This window comes from Pseudoxanthomonas sp. SE1, from assembly GCF_029542205.1.
GTDB lineage: Bacteria > Pseudomonadota > Gammaproteobacteria > Xanthomonadales > Xanthomonadaceae > Pseudoxanthomonas_A.
The window spans coordinates 820,551-837,766 of the sequence record NZ_CP113783.1 but is presented as its reverse complement, the minus strand read 5'-3'; the positions used below and the strand labels follow the sequence as shown (position 1 = coordinate 837,766).

The 17,216-nt window shown below is 68.2% G+C and carries 18 protein-coding genes; 5 read left to right on the top strand and 13 right to left on the bottom strand.

The annotated features are described in order from the left end of the window. The first annotated feature begins 154 nt into the window (after positions 1-154). The 5 genes from thiS to OY559_RS03760 are packed head-to-tail and all read left to right on the top strand — an operon-like array spanning position 155 to position 4,226. A complete protein-coding gene (thiS, locus tag OY559_RS03780) occupies positions 155-355 on the top strand; it encodes a sulfur carrier protein ThiS (protein WP_277728779.1) in 201 nt (66 codons plus the stop codon). Positions 356-415: 60 nt separating this feature from the next. Beyond that, positions 416-1,210, top strand: coding sequence for a thiazole synthase (locus tag OY559_RS03775; protein WP_277728778.1), 795 nt, complete (start codon positions 416-418; stop codon positions 1,208-1,210). Further along, entirely contained in the window at positions 1,210-1,944 is a 735-nt protein-coding gene (trmB, locus tag OY559_RS03770) for a tRNA (guanosine(46)-N7)-methyltransferase TrmB (protein ID WP_277728777.1), read from the top strand. Before OY559_RS03775 ends, trmB begins: the two co-directional genes overlap by 1 nt. Before the next feature lie 33 nt (positions 1,945-1,977). Next, positions 1,978-3,846 (top strand): SLC13 family permease, encoded by a 1,869-nt coding sequence (locus tag OY559_RS03765; RefSeq protein ID WP_277728776.1) that lies wholly within the window; start codon positions 1,978-1,980, stop codon positions 3,844-3,846. Then, positions 3,843-4,226 carry an ACT domain-containing protein gene (locus OY559_RS03760; RefSeq protein ID WP_277728775.1) on the top strand — a complete coding sequence of 128 codons (384 nt, stop codon included), beginning with the start codon at positions 3,843-3,845 and terminating at the stop codon, positions 4,224-4,226. The genes OY559_RS03765 and OY559_RS03760 overlap by 4 nt, the downstream gene beginning before the upstream one ends. A gap of 15 nt (positions 4,227-4,241) precedes the next feature. Here the strand turns inward: OY559_RS03760 and OY559_RS03755 are convergent, their stop codons facing one another. From OY559_RS03755 to OY559_RS03695, 13 genes are all read right to left on the bottom strand, one after another. Next, entirely contained in the window at positions 4,242-5,099 is an 858-nt protein-coding gene (locus OY559_RS03755; RefSeq protein ID WP_277728774.1) for a glycosyltransferase family 2 protein, read from the bottom strand. After that, positions 5,083-5,931, bottom strand: coding sequence for a glycosyltransferase family 2 protein (locus OY559_RS03750; protein WP_277728773.1), 849 nt, complete (start codon positions 5,929-5,931; stop codon positions 5,083-5,085). Before OY559_RS03750 ends, OY559_RS03755 begins: the two co-directional genes overlap by 17 nt. After that, positions 5,928-8,132, bottom strand: coding sequence for a type II secretion system secretin GspD (gspD, locus tag OY559_RS03745; protein ID WP_277728772.1), 2,205 nt, complete (start codon positions 8,130-8,132; stop codon positions 5,928-5,930). The genes OY559_RS03750 and gspD overlap by 4 nt, the downstream gene beginning before the upstream one ends. Before the next feature lie 9 nt (positions 8,133-8,141). Then, on the bottom strand, positions 8,142-8,975 hold the full coding sequence (locus OY559_RS03740) for a type II secretion system protein, XpsN-like (RefSeq protein ID WP_277728771.1): 834 nt from the start codon (positions 8,973-8,975) through the stop codon (positions 8,142-8,144). Continuing rightward, positions 8,965-9,573, bottom strand: coding sequence for a type II secretion system protein GspM (gene gspM, locus OY559_RS03735; RefSeq protein WP_277728770.1), 609 nt, complete (start codon positions 9,571-9,573; stop codon positions 8,965-8,967). Before gspM ends, OY559_RS03740 begins: the two co-directional genes overlap by 11 nt. Further along, positions 9,566-10,708, bottom strand: coding sequence for a PilN domain-containing protein (locus tag OY559_RS03730; RefSeq protein WP_277728769.1), 1,143 nt, complete (start codon positions 10,706-10,708; stop codon positions 9,566-9,568). Before OY559_RS03730 ends, gspM begins: the two co-directional genes overlap by 8 nt. Next, entirely contained in the window at positions 10,705-11,556 is an 852-nt protein-coding gene (locus OY559_RS03725; RefSeq protein ID WP_277728768.1) for a type II secretion system minor pseudopilin, read from the bottom strand. The genes OY559_RS03730 and OY559_RS03725 overlap by 4 nt, the downstream gene beginning before the upstream one ends. Next, positions 11,553-12,224, bottom strand: a complete 672-nt coding sequence (locus tag OY559_RS03720) for a prepilin-type N-terminal cleavage/methylation domain-containing protein (RefSeq protein ID WP_277728767.1) — start codon at positions 12,222-12,224, stop codon at positions 11,553-11,555. The genes OY559_RS03725 and OY559_RS03720 overlap by 4 nt, the downstream gene beginning before the upstream one ends. Further along, entirely contained in the window at positions 12,221-12,652 is a 432-nt protein-coding gene (locus OY559_RS03715; RefSeq protein WP_277728766.1) for a type II secretion system protein XpsI, read from the bottom strand. The genes OY559_RS03720 and OY559_RS03715 overlap by 4 nt, the downstream gene beginning before the upstream one ends. Next, positions 12,649-13,095: a type II secretion system protein XpsH gene (locus tag OY559_RS03710; RefSeq protein ID WP_277729908.1), complete on the bottom strand. Its 447-nt coding sequence runs from the start codon at positions 13,093-13,095 to the stop codon at positions 12,649-12,651. The genes OY559_RS03715 and OY559_RS03710 overlap by 4 nt, the downstream gene beginning before the upstream one ends. Before the next feature lie 78 nt (positions 13,096-13,173). Next, entirely contained in the window at positions 13,174-13,599 is a 426-nt protein-coding gene (gene gspG / locus OY559_RS03705; RefSeq protein WP_277729907.1) for a type II secretion system major pseudopilin GspG, read from the bottom strand. Between the two features lie 31 nt (positions 13,600-13,630). Next, on the bottom strand, positions 13,631-14,845 hold the full coding sequence (locus OY559_RS03700) for a type II secretion system protein XpsF (RefSeq protein ID WP_277728765.1): 1,215 nt from the start codon (positions 14,843-14,845) through the stop codon (positions 13,631-13,633). A 128-nt stretch (positions 14,846-14,973) separates the two neighbouring features. Beyond that, the gene (locus tag OY559_RS03695; RefSeq protein ID WP_277728764.1) at positions 14,974-16,773 is read right to left on the bottom strand and encodes a S8 family peptidase; all 1,800 of its coding nucleotides are present in this window, start codon (positions 16,771-16,773) and stop codon (positions 14,974-14,976) included. Between the last annotated feature and the right edge of the window lie 443 nt (positions 16,774-17,216).

Sequence of the window (17,216 nt, the reverse complement as noted above, 5' to 3'; positions counted from 1 at the left end):
ATGGAACGCTTCATGGAATCTCCCGGGGCAATGGATGATGGGCTGCGCGCCGGCGCAGCCGTACGGCTGCGCATGGCGCGCATCCTTCCACCAAGCCCGTCGGCGCACACGCTGCAATGCGGCAAGCACGCGGGCCATCGGCGACAATGGCGGCATGGATATCCAGTTGAACGGGCAGCCCCTGGCGCTGCCGGACCAGAGCACCGTCGCCACCCTCCTCCACCGGCAAGGCCTGGCCGAGCGCCGCGTGGCCATCGAGGTCAATGGCGAGATCATCCCGCGCGGGCAGCACGCACAGCACATGCTGCAGGCGGGTGACCGTGTCGAGATCGTGCACGCACTGGGCGGCGGCTGAAACCACGTATCGATCCCGATCGACGGGACGCACCGGCGCGACATGGGCGATAATCGCCGCATGTCCAACACCGCCCCCCATGACCCGCTCGTGATCGCGGGCAAGACCTACCGTTCCCGCCTGCTGACCGGCACCGGCAAGTTCAAGGATTTCGAGGAAACCCGCCTGGCCACCGAGGCCGCGGGCGCCGAAATCGTCACCGTGGCCATCCGCCGTACCAACCTGGGCCAGTCGCCCAACGAGCCCAACCTGCTCGACGTGCTGCCGCCGGACCGCTACACCATTCTGCCCAACACCGCCGGCTGCTACACCGCCGACGACGCCGTGCGCACCTGCCGGCTGGCGCGCGAACTGCTCGATGGCCACACGCTGGTGAAGCTGGAAGTGCTGGGCGACCAGAAGACCCTTTACCCGGATGTCGTGCAGACCCTCGCCGCCGCCGAGAAGCTGGTCGCCGATGGCTTCGACGTGATGGTCTACACCAGCGACGACCCCATCCTGGCCCGTCGCCTGGAAGAGATCGGCTGCGTCGCGGTGATGCCGCTGGCCGCCCCGATCGGTTCCGGCCTGGGTGTCCAGAACAAGTACAACCTGCTGGAAATCATCGAGAACGCCAAGGTGCCCGTGCTGGTCGATGCCGGCGTCGGCACCGCGTCCGACGCCGCCATCGCCATGGAGCTCGGCTGCGATGGTGTGCTGATGAACACCGCCATCGCCGGTGCGAAGCATCCCGTGCTGATGGCCAGCGCGATGAGGAAGGCCGTGGAAGCCGGCCGCGAGGCCTTCCTGGCCGGCCGCATCCCGCGCAAGCGCAATGCCTCGGCTTCGAGCCCGATCGACGGACTGATCGGCTGATGACGGACCCGTTTTCCAGCCCGGGCGCCAAGACACCCCCCAAGCCGTTCACGATCAGCGAAGGGCGGCGCGAAATCCGCAGCTTCGTGTTGCGCCAGGGCCGCTTCACCGAAGCCCAGCAACGCGCGTTCGACACGCAATGGCCGCGCTTCGGGCTGGACTACACGGGCGAACCACGCGACTACGACGCGGTGTTCGGCCGCACGGCGCCGCGCGTGCTGGAAATCGGCTTCGGCAATGGCGAGGCGTTGCGCTTCGCGGCCGCCCACGACAAGGAACGCGACTACCTCGGCCTGGAAGTGCATGCGCCGGGCGTCGGCCGCCTGCTCAACGCATTGGCCGAGGACGGCAGCGATCACGTGCGCATCTACCACCACGACGCGGTGGAAGTCCTGCAGCACGAGGTCGCGGATGGCTCGCTGGACGAAGTCCGCATCTACTTCCCCGATCCGTGGCACAAGAAGCGCCACAACAAGCGCCGCCTGGTGCAGCCGGAGTTCGCCGCTCTGGTCGCGCGCAAGCTGCGCGTCGGCGGCCGCCTTCACTGCGCCACCGACTGGGAAGCCTACGCCGAGCACATGTGGGATGTGCTGGACGCGACCCCCGGGCTGGCCAACCGCACCGGCCCGCGTGGCAGCGTGCCGCGCCCCGACTGGCGGCCGCAGACGCATTTCGAGACCCGCGGCCAGAAGCTCGGGCACGGGGTGTGGGATCTTCTGTACGACCGCGAGTAAGACCGCAGCACGCACCAGGAAACCGACCGCGACATGGAAAACGCGCTGACGCTGACCAACGACATGAAGCTCGTCCTCGGGCTGGTCGGCTTCACGATGGCGATGTTCCTGTTCGAGCGCATCCGCGCCGACCTGGTGGCGCTGGTGGTGCTGGTGGTCTTGGGCATCACCGGCCTGATCGCGCCGGAGGAGATCTTCGGTGGCTTCTCCGGCAACGCGGTGATGAGCATCATCGCCACCATGATTCTCGGTGCGGGACTGGACCGCACGGGCGCACTGAACCGCCTGGCCTCGTGGCTGCTGCGGCGTGGACACGGCATCGAGCAGCGGCTGCTGCTGATGACCACCGCCATCGCCAGCCTCAACTCCTCCTTCATGCAGAACCCATCGGTGATGGCGCTGTTCATGCCGGTCGCCTCCCGGCTGTCGTCGCGCACCGGGTTGTCGCTGCAGCGGCTGCTGCTGCCGATCGCCGCCGCCATCGTCATGGGCGGCGCGTTCACCATGGTCGGCAACTCGCCGCTGATCCTGCTCAACGACCTGTTGGTCTCCGCCAACAACAACCTGCCCTCCGGCATGGCCACGCTGGAGCCGCTGCGCATGTTCGCGCCGTTGCCGATCGGACTGGCACTGGTCGCCGCCTCACTGCTGTACTTCCGCTTCCATGGCGACCGCAAGCTGAAGGACGAAACCCCTGACGCTGACGGTGCCGTCACCCCGGCACGCACCGAGAGCTACTTCGCCAATACCTACGGCATCGAAGGCGACGTGTTCGAACTGGTGGTCACCGCGGAAAGCCCGCTGGTGGGCATGTCGCTGGGCGAAGCCGAAGCGCTGCACGATGCGCCGCTGATGCTGGCCCTGCAGACCGGCAATGACACGCGGCTCGCGCCGCCGGCCGACATGCGCATCTGGGTGGGCAGCGTGCTGGGCGTGATGGGCACGCGGCAGGAGGTGGGCGATTTCGCCCAGAACCAGTTCCTGCGCATGTCCTCGCGCCTGCGCCATTTCGGCGACCTGTTCAACCCGAGCCGCGCCGGCATCTCCGAGGCCGTGGTGCCGCCGACATCCAAGTTCATCGGCAAGACCGCGCGCGAGCTGCGCCTGCGCAAGCAGAACGGCATCAGCCTGCTGGCCATCAACCGCGACAAGAAGGTCATCCGCGACAACGTGCGCGAGGAGAAGCTGCGCGCCGGCGACATGCTGGTGTTCCACAGCATCTGGCAGGACCTGGGCCAGGCGGCGGAAAGCCGCGACTTCGTGGTGGTGACCGACTACCCGAAAGGCGAGCAGCGGCCGCACAAGTTCAAGATCGCGATGACCATCTTCGCCATCACCATCATCATCGCGCTGACGTCCAAGCTGCCGGTGGCGCTGACGCTGATGACCGGCGTGGCCGGCATGTTGCTGACCGGCGTGCTGCGCATGGACGAGGCCTACGGTGCGATCAACTGGAAGACCGTGTTCCTGATGGCCGGCCTGATTCCGCTCGGCTGGGCGATGGACAGCAGTGGCGCGGCGGCCTGGGTGGCCGGGCATACAGTGGAACGCTTGCCCGAAGGCATTCCCGTGTGGGCGCTGGAGATCGCGGTCGCGTTGCTGACCACGGCCTTCTCGCTGGTCATCAGCCATGTCGGCGCGACCATCGTGATGGTGCCCATGGCGATCAATCTCGCGCTTGCGGCTGGCGGCAACCCGACCGCATTCGCGCTGATCGTGGCGCTGTCCGCGTCCAACAACCTGATGACGGCATCCAATCCCGTGATCTCGATGATCGTCGGCCCGGCCAACTACACCTCGCGCCAGCTGTGGCGTGTCGGCGGCCCGCTGTCGCTGATCTATACCGTGGTGGTGGTGCTGGCGGTCAACGCGTTGTTCTGGTGGAACGGACGCGCAGGATGACATCGTTGGCGCTGGCCCTGCTGCCGGGTCGCTACGCGGTCGCGCAACTGCCTGCGGATTCCGCACTGCCCGCGTGGTGGCCCAACACCGGCATGCGACATGCCGGCTGGACCGATGAAGAACTGTCGCTGGTCTGCGAGGAAGCGCATGTTCCCGAGGACGTGCGCTGCCAGCGCGGCTGGCGCATGTTCAAGCTGCAGGGGCCCTTCGATTTCGCCCTGACCGGCATCCTGGAGGCGGTGCTGGATCCGCTGGCGGCGGCGGGCGTCGGGATCTTCGCGCTGTCGACCTACGATACGGATTACGTGCTGGTGCAGGCGCCGCAGCTGGACGAGGCGGTGTCGGCACTGCGCGACGCGGGTCATCGCATCGACGCTTGAAAGACGGCAGCTACGTCACCGCCGCCGCAGCAGGATGCGCGCCGCTACAGCGCCGAAGTGCAGCCAGATGGCACCAAACACACCCGCGCGGGTGACCGCCCCGCATCGTGCGGCTTCGAACTTGCGGAAGTAGCGCCACAGGCCGCGGTGCTTGTGCCACTCCACGAACATCGGCCGCGCACGGCTCGATACGCCACGGATATGCAGTACGCGGATGTCGTTGGCGACGGCGACCTTCGCCCCTGCCGCACGTGAGCGACGGCAGAGGTCCATGTCCTCGGCGTGCAGGCGATAGCCTTCGTCGAACCCGTCAATCCTGTCGAACAGCGCGCGCGGCATCAGCATCAACGCGCCCGACACGATGTCCACCGGCTGCAGCACCTGCCCTTCATCGACCGGCACCGCCAGCCTGGACGCCGCGCCCGGCGAGCGCAGCATCGCGGCGAACAGAGGATCGCGACGACGCGCCGCCGCATCGCGCGCGCCACGTTCGTCCACCAGGTCCACGCCCAGCAACACCTCGCCCATCGCATGGCAGGCATGCGCGCGCAAGCGCGACAGCGTGTCGGCCTCGACCATCAGGTCGGGATTCACGAACGCCAGCCAGGGGGCATGCGTATCGCGTGCGCCCTGGTTGCAGCCGACTGCGAAGCCGGGATTGTCGGGATTGGCGATGAAGCGCAGGCGCGCATCATGCAGCGCGTGGCGCTGCACAATCTCCATCGTGTCATCGGTGGAGGCATTGTCCACCACGCGGATCTCGTCCACGCCGTGCGCCGTGCGCAGCCGCATCAGGCAATCGTCGATGCTGGTGGCGCTCTCATGCGTGACCACCACCACGGCAATGCCGGCGTTCTCAGCCGAAGAGGTCACGCTGGCGCTCCGGTGATCCCGCGTCGGCGTACAGCGCACCCAACCGTTCGCGCGGCTCGTGCAGCGGATCCTCCATCAGGAACGTCGCCAGCCGCGGCGTGAAGGCGGGCCAGCGTGCGTTCAATGCGTCCATGTCGCCATCGGCAGGCCCGCCCTCGCCTCCGCGTGCGACGAAGGCGGTCTCGCACAGGGCGTTGCGCCACCCCAGTCCGGCCAGGCGCAGCGACAGGTCGACCAGCGCGGCGTACCACGAGCCGTAGCTCGCGGCATCCAGGCCACCGACGCGCTTGCGGGCGCTGCCGCGCAACGCCACCGCGTGCGCGACGGCCGCGGGCAGCTCCGGGTGCAGCGGCGCCATCGCCGCGCACGCATGCGCCGTGCGTTCGAAGTCCGCGGGCGGCGGGCTCACTTCGCCGAGCCGCGGCCAGGCAGCGGCTTCGCCCGCATTGCACCAGGGCGTGGCGGTGGCGATGGCGGCGTCGCGGGCGAAACAGGCGGCCAGTTGCTGCAGCCAGCCCGGCAACGGCTGCGCATCCGGTGCCAGCACCACCACGTCGGCGTCGCCACAGGCTGCCAGCATCTGGTCCACATGCGCGACTTCGCCCAGCATGCGCGGTCGCCGCGTGTAGTCGGCCTGCAGTCGCGTACGCGTCAGCCAGCCCTCGATGATGGCCAGCCCGCGCGGGCCCGCCTGCGCGTCGTCGGCCAGCCACAGGCGTGTGCCGGCCGGTGTCCCGGCCTCCAGTGCACCCAGGCAGGCGTCGAGCGCATCGTCGTCGGTGCCGATGGGCAACAGGACGATGGGCAGGGACGATGCGGCGGATGGTGTCACTTGTCGCGCGGGGTGTTCAAGGGTTCCAACGCGCGGAAGCGCTTCCCGTACTCGTCGGTCAGGTCGTTGGCTTCCTGCGGATTGCTGACGATGGTCGGCGTCAGCAGCACGATGACTTCGCTGCGCTCGGTGCCCGTGGTCTTCCTGCCGAACAGCCCCCCGATGATCGGAAGACGGCTCAGGCCCGGAATGCCGGACGATCCCTGGGTCGCCGTGTCGCTGATCAGACCGGCCAGCATCACCGTGTTGCCGGCCTGCACGGCGCCCTCGGTCTTGAAGCGGCGCGTATTGATCCGCACGTTGCCGTTGGCATCCGGCTCGCTGCCGGGCGAGCTGACTTCCTGCACGATATCGAGGAACACCATGCCGTCCCGGGTCACGCGCGGGCGCACCTTGAGGATCACGCCCGTATCCAGGTACTGCACCTGGCTGTAGGTGTTGTCCGTGCCCAGTCCCGGATTGACGGTGACGGACGATATCGGGATGCGGCTGCCGACATTGAGTGTCGCTTCGGCGTTGTTGCGCACGAAGATGGAGGGCGTCTGCAGCAGGCGCACGTCGGACACTTCGTCCAGCGCGGTGATGACGGCGGCCGCGTCGTTCTTGACCAGCGTCCACACGGCCCCCGCGCCGCTGACGCCGCCGATGCTGCCGGCGAGGGTGCTCCACTTGCTGGGGCCACCTGCGGCCGGCGAAGCGAAGGGCCCCAGGCCGTTGTCGGTCATCGCGCGTTCCAGGTACCAGTTCACGCCGTAGCTCAGGTCGCCGGTCAGCGACACTTCCGCGATCTGCGCTTCGATGTGGACCTGCAACGGCATCACGTCGAGCTTCTCGACCACCTCGCGGATCGATTGCCAGGCGCTGGCGCTCGAACGCACCAGCAAGGTGTTGGTTTCTTCCACTGCGGCCACGCCCACGCGACTGCCATCCACGTCCAGCGTGACCGCGCCGTTGCCGTTGTCGCGCTGATTGAGCGAGAGCGACCCGCCACCCAGTCCGCCGCCGGAACCGCTGCTGCCCGAGCCGCCGAAATCGACCGAGCCGCCGGTACCGTTCATGCCGCCGTCGTTGATCTGTACAGGATCCGTGCCCGGCATCAGCGACACATTGCCTGGCCCGCCGGTGGAACGGTCATCGCCACCGCTACCGCCACCCGACGCGCCGAACACCTCCGCCAGTCGCTGCGCGAGTTCGCGCGCCTTGACGTATTTCAGTTCGTAAGAGAACAACCGGCTGCCTTCGCCCGCACCGTCGATGCGTTCCAGCCACTGCTGGATCTGGTCGAGATAGGCCGGCTGCGGGGTAATCACAAGCACCGCGTTCGCGCCTTCCAGCGGCATGAAGCGGAACATGCCCGCACTGGGCGTCTTGCTGTCGTTGCCGAACACCTTCTCCAGGTCGGCCACCACGCGCGTGGCGCGGCCGGACTGCAGCGGGAACACGCCCACCGACATGCCAGACAGCCAGTCCACGTCGAAGATCTCGACGGTGCGGAGGTAGTTCTCCAGCTCGGAGCGGGTGCCGGCGAGCGTGATGACGTTGCGGGTGGCGTCCGTGTTGACGATGGCGTTGGGCCGCGCGTAGGGCTCCAGGACCTTTTTCATCTCGCTCGCGGAGATGAAACGCAGCGGCACCACGCGCACCTCGAAACCACGCGCATTGGCGGGACTGCCGGTGCCGGGCGCCACGCTGCCGGCCAACGCCTGGTCGGCGGGCACGATGTTGTAGCGGCCACCGCTGTAGACCAGCCGGGCGTTGTTCCAGCCCAGCACCATTTCCAGCAGGTTCAACGCCTCGGCAGGCGATACCGGCTTGGGCGTGCCCAGCGTGACGGTGCCCTGCACGCCAGGCGCGATCACGTAGTTCTGCCCCAGCATGTCGCCCAGGATCGCCTTGACCACGGCGTGCACGGATTCGCCTTCGAAATTGAAGGTGGCCGATCCGCTGCTTGCGCTGCCGAGCGACGGCATCGGGGCGGCCGCCGCACTGCGGTTGATCATCTGGCCGCTGCCGCGGCGGATCTGCGCCTGCGGACCCCCGACCGGCGCCTCGGCATCCTTCAATGGCGCGGTCTGCGCACTGCCGGGCACGACCTCGCCGGGCGGCGTGGGCGACGTGCGGCGCACATCCGGCACCGGCGCACTGGCACAGCCGGCCAACAGGCCGAGGCAAAGGGAAAACAGGATCACACGTGGCGTCATGCCGGCACTCTACTGTGTCTTGCCGGGCGTTGCCGGCGGCGTGGTGGGTTGCGCCTGCTGCTGGCGCAGCTGCGCGCGGCGCTGCTCGATGCGCTGGCGGATGGCTTCCATCTGCTGGTCGGTGGTCGTTGCCGGTGCGGCCGCCGCGTCGTTGGCGCGTGGCGGCGAGGGTGCAGGCACCGGCGCCGGCCCCTGTGCAGCCGGCGACGGCACGGTCGGCATGACGGCAGGGGCATTGTTGCCGCCGGTCGTGCGGCTGCCCGGCATGGGCGCGGGCATGGGCACACCGGCCGGCGGGACGGCCACCGGCGGCGATCCGCCCACGATGGGCGTGGGCGGCTGGCCACCCGCGCCGTCGAAGACGCGCAGTTCCAGCTCACGCCGACCTTCAGGGCCATCGAACACGGCCCGGCGCGGTGCCAGTTCGCTCAACCGCCAACCCGGGAAGCCTGCAGGGGATTCGCCCACCTTCACCCGCAAGCCCTCGCCGCCCTGCGCAGGCTGGACGATGGCCAGTTCCAGCGCTGGCGTGATCAGCACGCTGCTCAACACCAGGTCGAAGGCCGGCGCAGCGGCTTCCTCGCCGGACAGGAAGAACGGTTTGGGCCGACGATCTTCAGAGAACAGCGGCCGTTCGCCGACCTCCGCGTACCGGGTCAACGCACCCAGGCGTTCCGGTGGGCCAGGAGGCAGGCGTGGCAATGCCTGCACGAGGGCCGGATCGGCAGGCAACGGCGTGATGCGGCCACCCAGGCCGAACAGCGCCAGCAGCGCGACCAGCACCGCCCATCCCGCCGTCACGGCAAGGATCCAGGTGCGCGCGGTCCAGGTCTCAAGGCGCACGGGGCGGCTCCTGCACGGCGGCGGGCGCGGGCTTGAGATAACCGTACAGGTCGAAGTTCACGTCCAGCCCGCCTGCACCGCTTTCGCTGGCCTGGAATGCATACCGCTGCGCGAGGATGTTGAGATTCTCGACGAACAACCGCGGGCTGCCGGACTCGATCTGGTGCAGCACCGACGCCAGTTCCGGCGCACCACAGCGCAGGCGTACCTGCACCACCACGCGCGGATAGACCTCGCGGCCGGCGATCGCCAGCGGCGACTGGTTGGCGATGGCGCAACTGCGGTTGCCCGGACTGGCCTGCCTGACGACGGTTTCCAGCCGCTGCACCAGCCCGGCGGTAGCAAGTTCAACCGTCGCTTCGGGCAGGAAGCCCGGGCGCTGCGCCTGTTGCGCCAGCGCCGCGGCCAGTTCGCGCTGCACCTGCGGTGCCTGCTGGAGCTGGGTGCGGATGCGCAGTTCGCGGTCGCGCAGTTCTGCCACGCGAGCGTTCACGTCCTGCATCGGCACCGTCCACCAGGGATGGACCAGCACCAGATAGCCGAGCAGCAGCGCCACCAGCAGCAGCGCCAGGGCCAGCCAGCGGTCACGCTCAGTCACGGCCAGCGGCATCGGCGCCTCCCTGCGTGCCCGCGCTGGCGGGATCCTGCTTGCCCAGCAATTCGGCGGTGAGGGTGAAGCGGTCCATGCGCGTGCGCGGGTCGGGCTGCAGCGCGCCGCTCAAGGCGGGATTGCGCCACAGCGGCGATTCCTGCAGGCGCGCGACCAACCCGGATGCCTCCGGGCTGAAGCCGATCAGCGTCAGCCGATCACCCTCGATCGCCAGCTTCTCCAGATAGGTGTTGTCAGGCAGGCGCCGGGTCACATCGTCCATCACTTCCAGCGCGGTGGGGCGTTGTGCGCTGGTCCGGTTCAACGTGGCCGTACCGGCGACGAGATCGACGAGTTGCTGCCGTCGCGACGCCACCTGGCGCGCTTCGTCGGCACGGCTTTCCACCTGTGCGGCGAAGACGTCTGCGGCCGCGCGCCGATTGTCGAGCACCGCCCAGGCACCGAACACCAGTGCGATCACCGCGACCGCTGCCAGCGTCAGGTGCAACCCGCGCTGCGGTGCCTGGCGGGCCACGCGCGCCTCCTCGGGCAGCAAGTTCACGCCCAGCGGCGCGCCGCCGGCATCTTCAACGTCGGCCCCCGCCAGTCCGTCCGCCAACGCACCCAGTCGGCCCAGGCCCATGGCGAATGCGGCTTTTGGCACCGCCGCCAGTTCGACATCGAGTTGGCCATCCTCGCGGACGCCCAGCACGCGCGCATCGAAGCAGGCCTCGTTCGCGGTGAAAGGCGTCTGCCGGTCGAGTTCGAACCGCAGCACATCGCGCAGGCGATCCGCTGCCGCCGCCGGCAGCAGCAGGCGTCGCCGCAGCACCATGCCCGGCGGCGCCAACCACCAGCGCGGCAGGTTCGCAAGCCGGCTGCCGAGCAGCGCGCGCAGGTCGTCGGGCGTGGTCGTGGCAGGCAGGCGCGCCAACACATGGCGTTGCGTGCCCTCCCCCCATGTCATCTCGAGTTCGTCACCCTGGTGCTGGAAGAACAGCCGGTCGCGGGTCAGGCCGAGCAGCACGCGCCAGCGCGCCGGCAACCAGGTCGCCAGCGCCTGTCCCCACCACGCCAGGAAACTGCGGGGCCCGGGACCCAGTCGCGCCCGGAACTGCTGCAAGGTGTCGCGTACGCCGCTCATTGTGGTGCCGCTCCCTCCTCCCAGCGCAACAAGGTATAAGCCGAACCCGGTACCGGGCTGGCTCCCGCGCGCACCACTGTCCATAACGACGCCTCGCGGCCATCGGCCAGCCGCGCACGGCTCTCGATACTATACGTGCCGCTGCCGGCACCGACGAGTTGGTTGCTTCCCGTGACACCGGTCGCGTTGCGCTGCGCCAGCCATGCCGTCGCATCCACCCCCATCGCGACCAGCACCGGCCCCTGCGCGTAGGTCGCATCGGGCTGGCCGCGCCCCGAATACAGGGTGAGGAACGGCGCCAACTGTGCGTACAACTCGGGTGTCATGCCCAGGACCTGTTCGACTTCCGCGAGGGTTTCGAACGGCGCGTCCTTGGCGCCGTAGTCGCGCCCCGCCGCTGCATAGTCGCCGTCCTCCGCGCCACCGACGGGCTGGCTGAGGTTGTCGGCATCACGCCAGTCCACGATCGCCGCGGCGATCACGTCGCTCGCATCGGCCGGTTGCCCGAGCGCCTGCATCAGGCGCGACAGCAGCGACATGTCGGCCTGGTTGAGGTCCACCTTGCCCGTCTCATCGATGATGCGCACCTGCACATCATGGCCATCGAACCTCCAGCCATACGCGCGGCCATTGGGTTGCCAGTGCGTCTCCGGGTTGCGGTCCGCCACGCGCACCAGCGCGTATTCCATGCCGGAGCGCGCGATCTCCTGCGCCACCGTGCCGCGACTGCCCACCTTTCCCTGCAACGCTTCCATCCGTGCCGTCAGTGCGAACGCCCCCACCAGCGCGGTGAGCAACGCCACCAGCCACAACACGATCAACAACGCGGCGCCGTGCTGGTATCTCATGGCAGTACCGGACTTCCGCCACCGGGAAGCAGCCCGCCACCCGCGCCGCCCTCGCTGCGCACCAGCGTGACCACCAGGTCGGGCCAGCGCCCGCCGCGCACGGCGTCCATTTCGATTTTCACCTGCAGGGGCAGCATTTCCGAGGTTTCCCAGCGGTCCTGCCATGGGCCCAGCCGGTTGTCGGCATCCAGTCCGCGATAACGGAAACGCACCGCGCGCAGACCGTCAGCCAGGCGCTCGGCGCGCAGTCCGCGTACCCGCAGATCGACATCCTCCAGCGAGGCATCCGGTTGCGCGACGGCGAACAGGACCTGCAAACGCCCGGCGTCATCGACCGACACGTCATGCAGATAGGGGCCGCCGTAACCCAGGTAGTCCGGCAGGTCGGCCACGAAACGCATGCGTTGCGGCGTGCCGATGAAGCGTGCTTCGCGAAGGGTGCCGCGATCGGTCGCGAACACGATGGGTTGCGCCGACGCCAGGCGTGCGCGCAGGTAACCGTGCACGGCGCGCATGCGCTCGCTTGCCTGCGCCATGTCCTCGCCGCGCGTGACGACCGCGGTGGACGACCGCAGGGTGGCGAAGGCCAGCGCCAGCCCGGCGGCCAGCAACACCAGCGCTACCAGCACTTCGATCAGGGTGAAGCCGCGCTGATGCGCCGATCTCATGGCGGCGTGACCTGGTTGATGTCGCGCGGCGCCAGCCGCAACGTCCGCCACTGCAAGGACTGGTCGCGCGCATCGCCCCAGCGCACCAGCAGGCGCACATCCAGCAATTGCGGTGCCCCCGCGTCGCGCTGCGCACGCGCCGCCAGGGGGTCGGCGAATGGCGACACTTCGAGTTGCCAGCGGTAGCGGTCGCCGTCGAAGCTGCCGTCCTGGCGACCGGGCTGCAGGACTTCGCCGGTGCCCAGCTGGGCGAGCAACGACTGCGCATGCAGCGTGGCGCGGCTGCTGTCGGCCGACATACGCACCTGTCGGCTCGCGCCCGAGAGCGCGCCCAGCAGCAACGTCAACGCCAGCGCCAGCAGCGCGAACGCCACGATGACTTCGAGCAGGGTGAAGCCGCGTTGCTGCCGTCGCGCGGGAATGCTCATCGCGCAGCGACCGCATCGCGCACCAGGCGCACTTCACCGGTCAGCCATGCCACGTCGGCACTCCACGCCGCCTGTCCAGCCACAAGGGTGACGCGTCCCCCGGTCGAGCCGCCGTCCGGAAAGAACAGGATCGCGCCTTCGCCCGCGCGCGCCTGCGCCTGCCGTGCGCCGGTGAAGCGCACCGACAACGAAGCATCGATGTCGCCATGGCGATCACCGGCGGCCTCCCATCGGTGCGCGCGCGGATCCACCAGAAAACGCTGCGGTTGTCCCGTGGCGATCGCGCGTGCACGCGTGTAGCGCAGCTGCGCCGCGATCTCCTTGGATTCCGAGCGCAGGCGCATGCCCTCCATGCCGCCGGTGAACATCATCGCCGCCAGCAGGGTGGCGGCCGCCATCAAGGTCATGACGAGCAATGTTTCCAGCAGGGTGAAGCCATCCATGCGCCGGGAGCCCGCGGGCCTGGTGGCGGTCACCGGTGAAGTGGCGCGGCGGAATGCCACAGTCGCGGGCGCAGGTGCTTATTCGTTCTTGATGTCCGCATTGACACTGTCACCGCCCGCCTTGCCATCGGCGCCGAGACTGATCAGGTCGAAGCGCTGTGTTTCGCCGGGGATGCGATATTCAATGGGATTCTTCCACGGATCCTGCAGTTCGCTTTCCTTCGCGTACGGGCCGAGCCAGCCGGCCGCGTTGCCCGGCTGTGTCACCAGGTCCGACAGCTGCGTGGGGTAATGGCCGGTATCCAGTTGGAAGGTCTCGACCTTGCCGGACAGCGTCTGCAGCTGCGACTGCGCCAGCTTCACCTTGCCGCTGTCGGCGCCGCCCATCACGCGGCTGCCCACCAGCACCAGGATGCCGCCGATCAGCACCAGCACGATGATGATTTCCAGCAGGCTGAAGCCCTGCTGCGACCTGGGGGAATGGAACGCGTTCATGGGGCGCATGCGGGACATGGTGGCGGACTCTCCAGTGTTCTCAATTGATGGCGCCGGTCAGATCGTACAGCGGGACCAGCACGGCGACGATGACGATGCCCACGACACCGGCCAGGACCAGCGTGATGGCAGGCACCAGGGCGGCCAGCATACGGTCCAGCACCTGAGCGGTTTCCTGCTCGAAGGTTTCGGCCGTCTTCAGCAGCATGCTGTCCAGGGCACCGGACTCCTCGCCCACCTGGATCATCTGCAGGGCCAGCCGCGGAAAGCGCTTGCCCTTGGCCAGCGACGCGGACAGGCCGTGACCGTTCTTCACATCCTCGGCGGCGGCATCGACATCGGCCGCCAGCGCCCGGTTGCCCAGCACGTTGCGGGCGATGCCCAGCGCCGTCAGCAGTGGCACCCCGTTCTTCAGCAACGTGCCCAGCGTGCGTGCCAGGCGCGCGGTTTCCAGCCGGGCCAGCAACGGCCCCGCCAGCGGCCGGTCCAGCAGCCACGCGTCCAGCCGGCCACGGAATACGGGATCGCGGCGGCGACGGTCGAACCAGAGCACCGCCAGCAATGGCAACGCGACCAGCACGAACCAGAAATCACGCACGAAGCTGCCCAACCACAGCACGCCGCGCGTGAACCACGGCAGCGCGACATCCAGGCTCTCGTACATCACCGCGAACTGCGGGACCACGTAACCCAGCAGGAACAACAGCGCCAGGCCGACCACCACCAGCAGGATGGCCGGATACACCAGCGCGTTGACCACGCGCCCCTTCAGCGCGCGGCTGCGCTCGAGGTAATCGCCCAGCCGCTGCAGCGTATCGTGCAGGCTGCCACCTGCTTCGCCCGCGCGCACCATGTTGATGTACAGGCGGGAAAAGAGGCCATGCTGACGGTCCAGTGCCGTGGACAGCGGCGCACCGCCCCGCACGGCATCGCGAACATCACTGATGACCCGCCGTGCCTTGTCGTCCTCGGGCAGGTCCAGCAGGATGCCCAGCGCACGATCCAGCGGCTGGCCTGCGCCCAGCAACGTCGCCAGTTGCTGGGTGAACTGCACCAGCCGACCGCCCGCAAACGCGTTCGGCCGCCACAACTGGCCCCAGCTGCGTCCACCTCCGGCAACGGCCAGCGCGGCCTCGACCGGCAGATGGCCCTGTTCCTGCAGGCGCGCCACCACCTCGGCGTCGCTGGCAGCCTCCATCTGGCCTTCCAGCATCTCGCCGTGTGCATCAAGTGCCTTGTAGCGGAAAAGCGGCATGCGGGACGCTGGTCGGGGAATGCGCAAAGTTACCGCATTCCGCCGGGCAACGTCATGCAGGGATGCGCGACTGCGACATGAAACGGCCCCGGCATGCCGGGGCCGTCGCATCGCATCCGCGCGTGCCGTCACGGCGCGGTGAAGCTGCCCCTCAGGCTGACGTTGGCGAACTTCGTCTTGCCCACCAGCGACACGTAATACGTGCCCGCCTGCGGCGCGGCGATGTTGATCACCTCATTGTTGCCGGGGCGTGCCGACCGCAGATCGTAGTTGGTCGCCGTGGCCGCGCTGCCGAACTTCACGTAGACATCGGCATTGCCACTGCCCCCATAGCTGATGAACGACAGACTGGTGGCACCGGCAGGCACGACGAGGGCGTACTGGATGACGGCGTCCTTCGCGCCCGTGTTGCCGCCGACGGCCACGTTGTTGGTCAGCAAGGTCGCCGTAGGAGGCTCGCCGCCATTGATGACGGCCTGTACCGCAGCCGCCGCATTGACGATGCCCGCACCGATCGGCCGATTGGCAGGTGGCGCGACCGGGAACGGACGCGCCGTCGACTTCAGCGTGGCCAGTACCTGCGCAGGCGTCAGCGGCGTATCGGCGACGCTCTGCATCAGCGCGACGACCGCCGCCACGTGCGGCGCGGACATGGACGTGCCGCCCAGGCCGAAGTAGGTCTCGGTGGTGGGCACCGTCGCACCAGCGTTGCCGGTGGACCAGACGTAGCCGCCCGGATTGCCGTCCACGCCACCGCCGCCGCCCGGTGCCGAGATGTCGATGCGCGTACCGTAGTTGGAATACGAAGCGATGCCGCCGGTAATGCGCGTCGCGGCCACGGTGATGACGCCGGCGCAGTTGCCTGGCGAGTACCCGCTCACGTTGCCGGCATCGTTGCCGGCCGCCACGACGACCGTGCTGCCGTTCGCGATGGCCAGGTTGAACGCATTCTGTTCGACGGTGCTGCAGGCACCCGATCCGCCCAGGCTCAGGTTGATCACTTCCGCGGGATTGGCGTTGGCCGGCACCCCGGCGACGGTGCCGCCGGACGCCCAGATCACCGCATCGGAAATGTCCGAGGTGTAGCCGCCGCAGCGGCCCAGCACGCGCGCCGGCACCACCTTCGCATCGAACGCGCCGCCCGCCATGCCCTTGGCGTTGTTGGTCACTTCCGCGACCGTTCCCGCCACATGGGTACCGTGCCAGCTGCTGTCCTGCACCGGCGAGCCGGCATAGCATTCGCCCGCCACCGGATTCCAGTCTCCTTCGTCGAGCGGATTCGCATCGCGGAGATCGCCATCGCGCGACACGAAGGTGTCACTGATGAAGTCGTAGCCCGGCAGGATGTTCGCATCGAGGTCGCTGTGCGCGGTGATGCCGGTGTCCAGCACCGCGACCACGACGCCCGCACCGGTCGCGTTGTCCCAGGCAGCCGGCAGGTTGATGCCGCCGACCGGATCCTTGAAGTGCCACTGATACTGGTTGTAGTAGGTGTCATTGGGAACGAGGCGCGCATAGCGGCGCGCATCCACTTCGACGAACTCGACGTCCGGGTCGGTCGCCAGTTGGCGCAGCAGGCTCTCGGCTTCGACGCGGTCCAGCCTGCGCGAGGTCTGCACCAGTTCCGCACCGATGCCCAGGCGGCGCAACTTCGCGGCGCTTACCGCCTTGCCGTTCGCAGGACCCAGCGCGGCACGCGATACCGCACCCACCAGTGAGCGCTGCAGCGTCGCACTGCTGGTACGTGCGCTGCTGCCATCGCGGTACTTCACGATGAACCGGTCGTAGGTTTCGCCGTCGCGGAGACCGGCGGTACTGACATCGCCCGCGGATGCCGCGCCGGCGAAGGCTCCGAATGTGACGATTGCGGCGAGCGCAGCGACGAGAGGACGACGACGCGAACGGTTGAATGAGGAATATGAATTCACTTGACCTGCTCCATGTCTGCAAGGAAGAACGAACTGGGTAACCCGTTTACTACGTGCTTACTCAACGACTTGCGGTTTCCATTTCAAGCGGATCGTGCAGGTACCCCTGTTTACCTGCCACGACACTCTTCACGCGACGGGAACACGTTGTGCACATCGCCTACACATGGCGTTAACGCCTTGTTTTCAGCGGTTTCGTCGCGTTCCGCCGAACGTAGCAAATCTCTCGCAAATTGCACAACGCGGATGTAGTGTTCGATCGCACGGAGTTGTTTTGCATCATCTCGGGATGAGGGGATGGGGAATGCGGGAATCCTGTTTCGACGCGACATCTTGCTTCGCAGATCCGCTTGCACGTCTTTTCCGCGACGTACCCGCGTCGTGTTCCTTGCGCCAACGTCGGTACACCCCGGTGCTGACGTCGGATGTCCGCGCCTCTCTCC